The 12526-nt window shown below is 42.4% G+C and carries 14 protein-coding genes; 9 read left to right on the top strand and 5 right to left on the bottom strand.

Annotation, left to right across the window (positions count from 1 at the left end; all coding sequences use genetic code 11):
- Positions 1–52: 52 nt before the first annotated feature.
- Entirely contained in the window at positions 53–919 is an 867-nt protein-coding gene (gene noc, locus ACXACN_RS14865; RefSeq protein WP_474965520.1) for a nucleoid occlusion protein, read from the bottom strand.
- 660 nt (positions 920–1579) lie between these two features.
- On the opposite strand from noc, the gene ACXACN_RS14870 reads away from it, so the two are divergent.
- Positions 1580–2764, top strand: coding sequence for an MFS transporter (locus ACXACN_RS14870; RefSeq protein WP_474965522.1), 1185 nt, complete (start codon positions 1580–1582; stop codon positions 2762–2764).
- Between the two features lie 63 nt (positions 2765–2827).
- On the opposite strand, the gene ACXACN_RS14875 is transcribed toward ACXACN_RS14870, so the two are convergent.
- Positions 2828–3352: a GNAT family N-acetyltransferase gene (locus tag ACXACN_RS14875; protein WP_474965524.1), complete on the bottom strand. Its 525-nt coding sequence runs from the start codon at positions 3350–3352 to the stop codon at positions 2828–2830.
- Positions 3353–3521: 169 nt separating this feature from the next.
- Between ACXACN_RS14875 and ACXACN_RS14880 the strand changes: the two genes are divergently transcribed.
- From ACXACN_RS14880 to ACXACN_RS14895, 4 genes are all read left to right on the top strand, one after another.
- Complete coding sequence (locus ACXACN_RS14880; protein ID WP_474965525.1) at positions 3522–3782, top strand: transcriptional regulator SplA domain-containing protein; 261 nt, start codon at positions 3522–3524, stop codon at positions 3780–3782.
- The gene (gene splB / locus ACXACN_RS14885) at positions 3776–4804 is read left to right on the top strand and encodes a spore photoproduct lyase (RefSeq protein WP_474965527.1); all 1029 of its coding nucleotides are present in this window, start codon (positions 3776–3778) and stop codon (positions 4802–4804) included. The genes ACXACN_RS14880 and splB overlap by 7 nt, the downstream gene beginning before the upstream one ends.
- A gap of 223 nt (positions 4805–5027) precedes the next feature.
- Complete coding sequence (locus tag ACXACN_RS14890) at positions 5028–5501, top strand: hypothetical protein (protein ID WP_474965528.1); 474 nt, start codon at positions 5028–5030, stop codon at positions 5499–5501.
- Complete coding sequence (locus tag ACXACN_RS14895) at positions 5498–6001, top strand: hypothetical protein (RefSeq protein WP_474965529.1); 504 nt, start codon at positions 5498–5500, stop codon at positions 5999–6001. Before ACXACN_RS14890 ends, ACXACN_RS14895 begins: the two co-directional genes overlap by 4 nt.
- Positions 6002–6089: 88 nt before the next feature.
- Here the strand turns inward: ACXACN_RS14895 and ACXACN_RS14900 are convergent, their stop codons facing one another.
- From ACXACN_RS14900 to ACXACN_RS14910, 3 genes are read right to left on the bottom strand one after another with little or no spacing between them, the layout of a single operon-like run.
- Positions 6090–7169 carry a Ger(x)C family spore germination protein gene (locus ACXACN_RS14900; RefSeq protein WP_474965531.1) on the bottom strand — a complete coding sequence of 360 codons (1080 nt, stop codon included), beginning with the start codon at positions 7167–7169 and terminating at the stop codon, positions 6090–6092.
- Positions 7166–8275, bottom strand: a complete 1110-nt coding sequence (locus ACXACN_RS14905; protein WP_474965532.1) for a GerAB/ArcD/ProY family transporter — start codon at positions 8273–8275, stop codon at positions 7166–7168. The genes ACXACN_RS14900 and ACXACN_RS14905 overlap by 4 nt, the downstream gene beginning before the upstream one ends.
- The gene (locus ACXACN_RS14910; protein ID WP_474965533.1) at positions 8268–9779 is read right to left on the bottom strand and encodes a spore germination protein; all 1512 of its coding nucleotides are present in this window, start codon (positions 9777–9779) and stop codon (positions 8268–8270) included. Before ACXACN_RS14910 ends, ACXACN_RS14905 begins: the two co-directional genes overlap by 8 nt.
- Before the next feature lie 104 nt (positions 9780–9883).
- Here ACXACN_RS14910 and ACXACN_RS14915 point away from each other — a divergent pair, with 104 nt between their 5' ends.
- The 4 genes from ACXACN_RS14915 (at position 9884) to ACXACN_RS14930 (ending at position 12526) form a co-directional block, all read left to right on the top strand.
- Positions 9884–10114: a hypothetical protein gene (locus ACXACN_RS14915; protein WP_474965535.1), complete on the top strand. Its 231-nt coding sequence runs from the start codon at positions 9884–9886 to the stop codon at positions 10112–10114.
- Positions 10086–11072 carry a DUF3231 family protein gene (locus ACXACN_RS14920; protein WP_474965536.1) on the top strand — a complete coding sequence of 329 codons (987 nt, stop codon included), beginning with the start codon at positions 10086–10088 and terminating at the stop codon, positions 11070–11072. The genes ACXACN_RS14915 and ACXACN_RS14920 overlap by 29 nt, the downstream gene beginning before the upstream one ends.
- 23 nt (positions 11073–11095) lie before the next feature.
- On the top strand, positions 11096–11563 hold the full coding sequence (locus ACXACN_RS14925; RefSeq protein ID WP_474965538.1) for a hypothetical protein: 468 nt from the start codon (positions 11096–11098) through the stop codon (positions 11561–11563).
- A 93-nt stretch (positions 11564–11656) separates the two neighbouring features.
- A complete protein-coding gene (locus ACXACN_RS14930; protein WP_474965539.1) occupies positions 11657–12526 on the top strand; it encodes an SDR family oxidoreductase in 870 nt (289 codons plus the stop codon).

Genomic DNA, 12526 nt, shown 5'->3' on the forward strand with positions numbered 1-12526 from the left:
GACTTAAAAAAAGCCCCATCTCCACAGAAGTCAAGATGGGTCGTTCAGGCTGTTATTTTTTCTTTCCTTTAGGAATCTTAATTGTAATCTGGTAATAATCATCGTGATCTTCTTCATCCGTCTCTAAATCGATTCCTGTATCCGTCACCATTGTCAAGGATTGGCGAATCGTATTCATGGCGATACGCATATCCTTATTCACGCCTTTGATCTTCGGTTTCTTTTTCTTTGGCGCTGGGTCATTCATTTTAGCAATCCGTTCTTCCGTCTGTTTCACGTTCAACTGCTTTTCAATAATCTCGGCCAAGATTTTTTCCTGTTGTTCTACGTCTTTCAAACCAATGAGAGCCCGGGCATGACGTTCCGTGATCTTCTTATCCATGACAGCTTGTTGAACTGAATCTGGCAGTTTTAATAAACGTAATTTATTTGCAATGGTCGATTGACTCTTTCCAAGCCTTTGAGCCAAGGCTTCTTGTGTAATTTGGTGCAGTTCCAAAAGCTTTGCATAAGCGACTGCTTCTTCAATGACGGTCAATTCTTCCCTCTGTAAGTTTTCAATAAGAGCAACAGAGGCCGTTTGTGAATCATTCATCTCGCGGATAATCGCAGGAATTGTATCCCAGCCAAGAGACTGGACCGCACGCCACCTACGTTCACCGGCGATCAACTCATACTCTTCTTCATTTAACCGACGGAGAACGATCGGCTGAATCATCCCATGCGTATGTATCGTCTGGGCGAGTTCGCTAATCTTCTCGTTGTTGAAAATCGCTCGAGGTTGGTAACGGTTGGGCTGCACGCGTTCGACTGGAACTTGTACAACCTCGTCGGGGTTGTAGCCTTCTTCTTCATTGTTTTCATTATCCGAATCCGGTTTGTCCCCTAGCCCGAACAAACGACCAAAAGGATGTAACACGATCAGACACCACCTTTATACGATCGAGCATACGCTTATTTATTGTATATACCCTATATTTTGAAACATAAAAAGCGCCGCAGGCTACTCAACTGCTGCGCGTACGTATGCCGTTTTTCATTTCTTTATTCATTTTATCACATTTAATCTATGAAAAGTATCTACAAGATTGAAGAATTGAGGGTCGGGTTTGTCGAAAACGCAGATTTTTCTAATAAGATGTGGGCTTTTCCGCTATTTGATGGTCTCTTTTTCATGACTTTTCCTGACAAATCAAGTCGATAGATTTTCTAAATTCCAAATCTTCTTAAACTATATGGCAGTTTTGTTTAAGACTTGATTTTAAGATGTTTTTTAAGAGGATGGGGCTGCATCCAGAACGTAAAACCTCGACATAGAGACCTTTATATCTATATAGGGAGAAGGAGATAGACTATATCGCGCAGGACGCCGTCCGAGGAAGCGATCGTTTTGGGGGTTAAGCAGGAATATAGAGCAGGGAAGAATAATATATAAGATTGACTAATATTTAGGAGGATATTGATATGCAAAAAAATTCCACAGAACGGGCCATTCCATCAGCAGGGTGAGAGCTTCTTAATTTACACCTACGCTTGATCTCCTGCTATTACCGGATTTTACTTTGCAGGAGGAAACATGTTGAAAAAGGGTACATTAGCCTTTCATAACATCCGCCTTTTATTTTGGGCAGAAATTTTCGGGAATTTCCGCTTCATTCAGCCTGTCCTTACACTATTTTATTTTGCTAGAGGACTTGATGAGACGATGATTCTCCTCGTCATGACGTTTTTTAGTATCGGGGTTCTTTTCGGTGAAATTCCTACAGGGGTCATTGCCGACCGGTTTGGTGCCAAACAGGCCTTTCTTATCGGTTCCATGCTCAGTATCCTTGCCCATGGGTTATTGATTTTTGCATTTGACCCATGGGTGTTTTTCACAAGCAGCTTTCTTACGGGATTCGCCGCTACATTTTTCAGCGGGGCGGACGAAGCGCTTGTCTATGAATCGTTGAGAGAAAGTAAAGAAGAGAATACCATGGATCGTGCCATGGGCCAGATTGGATCCGCACGCTTTATCGTCTCTATATTCGTTGTGATCATCGGGGCTTTCTTAGCTAAGGATTTAAATGAAAGCCAGTTCCAGCTCCTTCTTATACTTGGTGTTTTCTTCATGATCATTCAATTCATCTTTCTTTTGTTCATTAAGAATCCTTCGAACCAAGGCGGTGTAAGGACGCCAATGGTTAAACAAGTAATAGAAGGGTATCAGGCCATCCGGAAATCACCACAAGTGCTGTGGATGTTCATGAACATCTCTCTTGTTTTCATTCCAGCCGTCGCTATCTTTGAGCAGTTTGATCAAAAACTGTTGGTTGATGCAGGGCTGCCGGTTTACGGAATTGGGTTGGTTTACGCGGTTACAGCACTCATCGGTTTTGTTGCGGCACGATCCATTGGGTGGATGACAAAAAAGGTGACGCGCGTACAGCTCCTATTCATCACGGGGATTCTAGCTGTCCTGGCCCTTGCAGCTGCGGCTATTCTCCATACGCAGCTCTGGACGGTTCTTTTGGCGATCATCCTTTTGAAACTTGTGAGTGCCATCCGCTATCCTGTTTATTCACAGCTGGCGAACGACATCATCCCTTCAAATGTGAGAGCAACGACTATTTCTCTGCTCTCCATCCTGGATTCTCTCTTTGACCTGATCATTTTCACAGCAGTGAGCGGTATTGCACCTTTCGGATTTATGCCTATGTTCCTAGTTTGTGCAGGGGTCGCATTGATAGGTGCCTTGATTCCTGTTCGTCAAGCTGAGACATAACGCTTTAAAAACAATAAAGCCCGTCCGACCTTAGTCGGGGCGGGCTTTTGTTTCACATGAAACTTATCCATCGTTTTTAATTTTTCCATATACATCAATATCTTTGTATTCTCCCCAATGATAGATGTCTTGCTTCAACGTTCCCTCATAGCTCAGACCGGCTTTTTGCATCACTCTAGTGGACCCTGGATTGGATACGATTGCTGCTGACCATACGCGGTGCAGTTGCAATTCTTCAAAGCCGAAGTCCACCACCCTGATGGCCGCTTCTGTTGCATACCCAAGGTTCCAATAAGGTTTCCCAACCCAGTAGGCGAGTTCACCTTTATGGTGTTTTTTATCGACCCTCAACGTCATCGTGCCAACGAGCTCATTGGAGTCTTTTATGATCATCGCCAAAGGATAAGCGGTCCCTTTTTCTATCCATTCCTTATGAAGGGCAATCCAATCCTCAGCGACATCAAGCGTGTAAGGGTGAGGAACAAAGGTTGTCGCAGCGACGGCTTCATCCCCGGCCAATTCAACTACCCGTTCAGCTAAGTCATTCGTGTAGGGTCTCAAATAAAGTCTTTCTGTATGTAATTCCATGTTCCAACCTCCTCTCGTGGTATAGGCATTACTTCTAGTTAAATAAAGAATAATCCTTTTTTAACTGCAAAGTCGTAATAAAAGTCGACATTTGTGGAAAAATGAGCACGATTAGATAAAAGATAGGATCCACAGGTGAAAGTCAATACTATGAGAAGCAGGTGATCGAATGGATCTACAACAAAACTACAAGGCGGGAGACATCGTTTACGTGATATACAGGAACCCACACACGTATGACGTTGCCAATGTACAAGAAGCCGCTGTCGTAAACAACCCTGAACACCCAGGTGAATTGTCCTTATTTTTATATGAAACCTATTTTCCTCTGGATGAGAATATCGCTATCTATGCATCCGAAGGGGAAGCAGAACGTGCGTATCATGATGCCTTCGGTGGGGGAGTAGAATCGGAGGGTGAACTGTGGTAAAACCTTTCGTTCCGGAACTCGTCTATATTGAACCCAGAGCCCTCGAATATCCTTTGGGACGGGAACTAAAGGAAAAATTCGAAAAGATGGGCATCGAGATTAGAGAAACCACTTCCCACAACCAAGTCCGTAACCTACCTGGTGAAAATGATTTTCAAAAATACCGAATTGCCAAATCTACACTTGTTGTCGGGGTCAGGAAGACACTCAAATTCGATACATCCAAACCTTCTGCTGAATATGCCATCCCACTTGCTACAGGGTGTATGGGGCATTGTCATTATTGTTATTTACAGACAACGATGGGAAGTAAGCCTTACATCCGTACGTATGTCAATGTTGAGGAAGTGTTTGATGCTGCTGAGCAATATATGAAGGAACGAGCTCCTGAGGAAACCCGTTTTGAAGCATCCTGTACATCAGATATCGTCGGGGTCGATCACTTGACCCATTCATTGAAACGAGCGATTGAATACTTTGGAGAATCGGAACACGGCAGACTTCGCTTTGTTACGAAATTTGCGCATGTGGACCATCTTCTCGATGCCAAGCACAACGGAAGAACAAGGTTCCGCTTCAGCATGAACGCGGATTATGTCATCAAATACTTAGAACCTGGCACATCCCGTTTGGATGACCGTATTGAGGCTGCCGCTAAAGTGGCCAAAGCGGGCTATCCACTCGGATTTATCATTGCACCGATTTATTTGTACGAAGATTGGAAAGAAGGGTACCGCATCCTTTTTGAAAAACTACAGGACAAATTACCGGACTACGCCACGAAAGATTTGACCTTCGAATTGATCCAACACCGTTTTACAAAACCGGCCAAGCGTGTCATCCAAAAGAATTATCCGATGACAAAGCTTGAAATGGATGAAGAAAAACGCAAATACAAGTGGGGCAAGTATGGAATCGGGAAGTATGTCTATCAAAAAGACGAACAAGAAGAAATGAAGAGTGTACTTGGTGGCTACATCAATCAATACTTTCCTGAAGCAAGCCTCGAATATTTCACGTGAAACAAAAACTCAGAGCCCCGCTCTGAGTTTTCTATTTCCAGAATATCTTCTGAAAGCGAACCTTTTCCCGGAGCCCCTAACTCCCACAAAAGTCTCGAAATCAGGTCTTATAGAAACCTGCCAAATAACTGAAGAAACCATGTCGTTCCATGAAGTGAGAGATCTATGGACATATTTTTCGAGCAAAACACAAACAATAGGGGAGATGAGAAGGAGGATTTGTATGGCTTTTACTGTGTTTTTCGCATGTGCTTGGTTTATCATCTGCATCTTCATCATTATCCCTAAGCCCTTAACCCTCATAGATAATTCCTTTGTCTTTTTTACGATAAGTGTCATCAGCATTAACTGGACATGGATCATTAATGAAGAGTTGAAGTACGTCAAAATAACAGAAGATCCTGCAAACTATGCTGGATTCTTGCTTTTCCGAAGTGTGATTATCCCTACGCTTTTAATCGTCCAATTAAATTTGTATCACTCTTCTACATCTGCTATGAAAAAAGGGCTTATCTTATGTGTTTCCGTCTTATCCTTGATTTTGCTTACTGTTTTGTCCAGGGTGCTCGATATATCGTCTTACAAAAACTGGAATCTGGGATTTGATGCAGTTTACTATGTATTCCTTCACCTTTGCAGCCTAGGGGTATGGAAGGTGACCAAAAGTTTAAAGCATAATGAGGTGAAACACTCTTGAATTTTCTATGGGAACGTTTCGATACAAATGAAATATCCATCTTGATTCTCATGGCTTTGGCCTATACCATTTTTTTTATCCTCCCTTTCAAGTTTAAACGGGAAATCACTTGGCTGTTAATGCTGCTCGGATTTACGATTGGTGTTTTTTTCGACTTCACCATTGGTGGAGGTCTTATTGATTTTTTCACTTTAAATGATACCAACCATTATGAGTTATTCGACTTTTGCTATTACTTAATTTTTGCTCCTTTCAGTTATTTTTTCATATACTTTTATGACATGTTCAACATTCATAAGAGAACATTCATTTTCTACATTCTACTATGGGTCATTGTTGGAGTCAGTATGCAGTGGGGGTTTACCAAACTAGGAATTGTCGAGTTTCAGAACGGCTATCGCATCCCCTATTCTTTTGCAGTATTTTTGACCACCCAGACATTTACAGCTCTTTATTTTGAACGGATTCGATTCGAAAGTCAGGTCCTTAAGGAAAGTTAAAACGTAAAGAAGGTCTTGTTCCTTTAGAATAAAAAAAAGTCATCCACTACACGGATGACCTTTCGATTTTTCCATAGAATTTTTTTGGTTATGAGAATATTCCATACTCGGTAATCTTGACGTCTACGTTCACTTCAATATCAAGATCTGAATAGTTGTCCTCCCATTTGGAAATGTCAAAATCTCTTTTTCTCGTCTTTGCGAAATTACCAAGACCGAGCGGATCGATTCCTTTTTCCTTAAATAATGAGAGGAGCTCATCTGTCTGTTTTTCGTAAAACTCGACAAATTTTTCTTCCATGTCTTTCGCTAACTGAGGATTAGCATTGCGATCCACCCCTGACATTTCATTAATTTCAGCTTTCATACTAATTTTGACTTTTACCTTAGGATTGTCCATAGACCCTACGATCTCATAATCAACGCTTGATCCGATATTATCCATCATTATCGTCCCTCCCTCAAAAGGGATGTCCTGCATGCCTTTGGTGAAATTTTCTTTTAACAGTTTGAATGTGAAGATTTTCGTATCTGGAACTTCAGCAACAAACAATCCTTTTTTAAAAAACGCGACACCAGAGAGTTCGACAAAGGATTCCCGTTTCTTCAGCAAAGGTAAGAACGGATCCATCCCTTCGGCGTAATACGCATATAAGAAGTCATGTAAACTTGTGGAAGGAAAGTTATGGCGCGTGTTATTTTCAATCAGTCCCTGCAAATGCTTCGAAGTTGTTTCATCCTGAGTATACCCACTTTCGATTAACTCTTTTGCCGAACCATCGACAACGCCTAAAAACATGTTTCTGCTTAGACGGGGGTCACGGCTAAGTACATCGATAATATCATCCAAATTTTTCTCAGCTAGTTCTTTTCCATACAACGTAACGGCTAGTTTTCCAATGGAAATTGGTTTGGATGACTGTTTTTGTATTTCTACTACGACATCTTTGCTCGAATCGGCATCGACAGTCAAGTAAAGTTCCGAGGCCGCCTGCTTATCCTCACTTTTCCCATACTGAGGGATGGACGCCGTTCCTTGTATCAGTTTTTCTTCGCCTGAATCATAGCCAATAATTTGTACGATCGCGTTTTCTTCCACGCTTACACTAGGCGCACATCCCGCTAATAGTACGACAGACACCACCACTATAATAAAATTCATCTTCATGTCCGTTTCCTCACCTTATCTGAAATCATCTTCAGTACCAATAAAATAGGAATATACATTAAAACATATAATCCAAGCTGTCCTGACAAGTTGTTCACCTTATCAATGATAGGTCTTCCGTCTAAAAGGGCCGCCGGGAAATAAAGGGAAAGGCAAAAAATGATGACAAAGTGTTTTTGCTTCACATTGAATAAACGCTTTGGAATTCTTGTCGCTCCCCATAAACCGAGGCAGATATTTGGCAGGACGACATAAAGCCACATGGCAATTCCTACATATTCAAACCGCTCGATAAAAGGAAACTCTACGATTTTCCAAGCGGAGATCGTCCCCCATACGACTTGTCTAAGTTGTTCTTCGCTATAATATACGAATGTTACGAGGATGCTGATCAAATAGATCATCGTCGTATAAAACACACCAAAATGTGCCCATTTCTTGGACTTTTCAGGATTTTTAATGAAGGGATAATAAATGAGCAAAAATTCCAACCCGATAAAACTAAGGATACTTTGTTTAGTAGCTCCAAGGATATCCTTCAAATCGTGAGTAATCATAGGGTAAATATTCATCGTATGACCTGCCTGTACAGGAAAGAATTTAAGCAGGAGAATCGGTAAACCGATGATTACGCTGATCAAGCAAATGCCGGTGATGACTCGAAATCCACCACTCACCAAATAATACACCAACCATATGAGTACGAGAGCAAACATCCATACTTGAAGCCCTGGAAACACCCATACTTTGATGACTTCAATGAAAGTGATGATTACTGTAAAGGTAAGGAGTGTGAAGTAAGCACAAAATAGGAGGCTTAAAAAACCTCCTATATATTTCCCGAAAATACTTCTATGGATCTCGACCATATCGCCCCCGCCATTTTGAAGGAGACGGTAGATCATCCATAAGACGACATGAAGAATTCCCCCAGCAATTAAAATAGCGATCCATGCATCATACCCGGCTTCTTCAACTAAATATTTTTCAAATCCGAGGATTCCCACTCCAACCTGCATGCTGGTAATTAAAAAGAAGACATAGGTTGGTGTCACTAAAAAATTTTCAGGGATCTTCACTCCCTGGCTGTTGTTCAACTTATTCATCGATATCCCTCTTTGCGTTTACACGTGATGAATTCATTCGTTGTGTATCTTCTGTTCTCATAAGAACAGGTCGTTCCGTCTGTTTATTGAAAGGCAGACGAATAAAAGCATCTTTTAAGTCTTTGATTCTGAGTGGATAAAGCGGTTCGAAAAAAGGACGTCCGATCGATTGTAGTTTGATGAGATGACCTATGAAATAGACCATACACATTGAAACCCCCACAAGCCCCCAGAGCTGGGCACCAATTAGAAATGGAAAACGAATCAATCGGATCGTATTACCGATTTGATAAACAGGTGTCGTAAAGGAAGCCAGTGCACTGAGGGCGACGATGATTAACAAAACATTACTCGTTAACCCCGCGTCCACCGCTGCAGTACCAATGACGATACCTCCTACGATACCGATCGTTTGTCCGATCTTCGTCGGGAGTCTGGCCCCAGCTTCACGTAACAGTTCAATCGCCAATTCCAGAACAATCACTTCCAATATCGGTGGAAAGGGAATATCCGACCGGGAAGAAACAATCGTGGCCATCAAGGCTGCTGGAATCATTTCGTGATGATACGTAAGCACAGCTACGTACAAAGGTGTACTCAATACAGAAAAGATAACGGCAAACAAACGGATCAAACGGAAAGCGGTCGCTAAATGCCACGGAAGAAAGTAGTCGTCCGAAGCGCCGAAAAATTCAACGACCGTTGTCGGACAGGTCAAAGCATGGGGGGATCCATCTACGAGAATGGCAATTTTCCCTTCAATGAGGGTAGATGCAACACGGTCTGGCCTTTCCGTATCCAAGAATTGAGGGAAAGGAGAATTGGAGTTATCTGCGATGATCTGAGTGATAAACGAACTGTCCATCACCTGATCAATTTCGATTCCTTTCAACCTTTGTTCCACTGTATCCACATTATCCGGATTCGCCACCCCATCGATGTAAACGATGGCCACACGTGTTTTTGTCACTTTCCCGATATTCGTTTCTTTGACGGTCAACTGTGGCAGAGGAAGGCGTTTTCTTAAAAGATTAATGTTTGTGTTCAGTGTCTCAACAAACGCCTCTTTGGGTCCTACGACACTGAATTCCACTTCTGGAATACTGACATTTCTTGATTCTAAGGAGATCGCAGGAATCAGCAGCACTTCTTCATCCTCATCGTGGACCTGGATCATGATATAGCCATACATAAATTTTTCTTCAATTAAATCCAGTTTGGAGGTTTTACGAATGTTCTCTACAGGAATTCTTTCTTGCATGTCATGAAGCGTGTGGAGAGAGTCACTATTTAACGTCGACAAGACACTACGATTCAGAATGATTGAGTCACACATCGTCTTCAAATAAGAAATCGTACACCTCGTACGGCCACTTAATTGGTAACGAACGAAATCTTCGGACTGTTGCATGACTTGAATAAATTCAGAAAGAGTGTCGCTCTGCTTCTTTGTTTGCTGTTGCTCTTGTGGCTGCTGTTTTTCTTTCCGCTTCCATTTCCACATGACGAACTCCTTTATTCGAGATCTGACTTCTTTCTCCTATCATCCTCTTTTCGTAATAATTTATACCCGGACGGAAAGCATAAAAGGGAAAAGGAGGACGAACCATGATTTATGCCTATGTATCCCCACTAGTCATCATTGCTCTCGTGTTCTTATCCACCGTGTTCGTCATCGATTGGTTAGCTAAATTGCTCATCTACGCCTTCATAATAAACTTGCTCTTTTTGCCAGGTTACTTGTTATTCAAGGATGAAGTGAAAGAAAGCAAATTAGAACCACCATCATCATCACAGGAGGGAAATCAATATGTCCCAAAAAACACTGACAGCCAATGAAATTGGACTCTTATGGACACAGTATATTCAAAATAGTATGGCCATCCCTGTCTTGGAACATTTCCAATTGACCCATAAGGACGAACAAATCCAACCTCTGATTGGACTAGCTAAGGATATCGCTGAACAAGGAGTAAATGATTGCCGTCGTTTTTTTGAGGAAGCTGACCTCCCTGTTCCCAATGGCTATTCCATGGATGACCTGAATCCTAATGCCCCGAAACTGTTTACAGATCCATTCATGCTGACTTTTCTCGAACATATGGGGCAAGCAGGACTAACTTCAGATGGGTTTTCATTAGGAGCCTCTTCCAGGGAAGATGTTCGCCATTTTTTCAGCGAACGGATGCGTAAACAAGACCAACTTTTCAACGAATGTGTAAATATAGGACTTCATAAAGGCATTTATACAAGACCTCCTCAAATTGCCATAAATAAAGAAACGGAATACATTGAATCGAAAAGTTATTACCACCCTTTCAGTAAACGATCTTTGAATACCATGGAAATTACCCACTTGTATGAAAACATAAAGAACAACACAATCGGAGAAGTGCTGTGCCAGGGGTTCGCTCAAACAAGTAAGAACAAAACAGTCAAGGAGTATATGAAACAAGGGAAGAAGATGTCCATTAAACACCGGAAGCTTTTTTCAAACCTTCTGGATCAATCTGGGATCATGACTCCAATGGTCTCTGCTAACTTTCTATCCACTCGGACGGATCCTGTTTTCTCTGATCGACTCATGATGTATTTAATCAGCGTACTCGCTTCTTCTGGACAGGGGAATTATGCAACAAGTTCAGCAGTCAGTCTGCGCTACGATATCGTATTCACCTATCAAAAGTTGATTTTAGAGACAGCGATCTATGCGAAAGACGGTCTGGATATCATGATCCATAATGGATGGTTTGAAGAACCCCCTCAAGCTCCAGACAGAGAGAAACTCATCCAATAATCTCTAGCGGAAGAGGAATTGATATGAAAGAAAAACGATTGGAAATTTTATTATGGAGCATTGCCTTTCCTGGATTTGGACAGCTATTGAATGGACAGGTCATCAAGGGACTGTCCTTCATTCTTTTAGAAGTGGTTCTCAACGTGAACAGTTCCTTCAACATGGCAATTGTTCATAGCTTCCACGGTAATATAGAGAAGGCCATCGAAGTAACGGATTATCAGTGGCTGATGTTCTACCCGTGTGTGTACATGTTCGCTGTCTGGGATGCTTATTGTAAGGCCGATGGGGAATGTCCCCCGTATACCTTCGTCCCTTTTGCGTTTTGTGCCTACTCCGTTACCATTGGACTGATCTATTCTCCTCTTTTTAAGGTAGGAGGGGTCTTAATCGGGCCGGTTTGGCTGCCGATTTTATTCCTGCTGCCCGGCATCGTCATTGGACTTTTCGTACGATCATTATTATTACGCTCTTCTACAAGCCCCTCATAGGTCGATCCTTAAAGGGGTTTTTGTTATGTTTGTTTGATTTTTCCATAATGGTGGAATGACATCAAACAAACACGATTAGAGGAGGACACACGAATGAATAGAGAACAACGTCAAACAAACGGTCAACAAGGACAGGAACAATCCAAGCAGCCAGGAGTAGAAAAAGAAATGAACCCCCTTCCTCTGCAAGCGGATGAAGATTATAAAAGTGGACATAAATTAGTTGGAAAAGTAGCTTTGATCACAGGTGCTGACAGCGGGATTGGACGTTCGGTCGCCATAAGCTATGCGAAAGAAGGCGCAGACGTTGCGCTTTCTTATTTAGAGGAACATGAAGATGCTGAATATACGAAGAAGAAAATTGAAGAGGAAGGGCGCCGTGCCATCCTGATTCCCGGAGATGTCGGGGATGAGGAAATATGCAAAACAGCGGTCGAACGTACAGTGAATGAGCTTGGGCAATTGGACGTTCTCGTCAATAACGCCGCAGAACAACACCCGACAGATGATCTGTTAAACATTTCGACCGAACAATTGGAGAGCACCTTTCGAACGAACATCTTTTCCATGTTCCATTTGACGAAAGCGACCATTCCTCACTTCAAACAAGGAAGTGCCATTATTAATACAGCCTCTGTCAATCCATATGTCGGAAACCCTGAGCTTGTGGACTACACAGCAACCAAAGGAGCCGTCGTCGCCTTTACCCGCTCCATGGCTAAACAGTTGGTAAACAAAGGCATACGAGTGAACGGCATTGCCCCAGGACCGATATGGACTCCACTTATTCCGGCTACATTCCCGGAAGAAAAAGTGGAAGAATTCGGTACCAACACACCGATGGGACGTCCAGGGCAGCCGGTAGAGCATGTTGGAAGCTACGTCCTGCTTGCCTCTGATGATTCAACCTACATCACAGGTCAGTCCATCCATATCAACGGTGGAATGTTTACTTCCAGCTAG

The sequence above is a fragment of the Halobacillus sp. AWM4_238 genome, assembly GCF_056158265.1.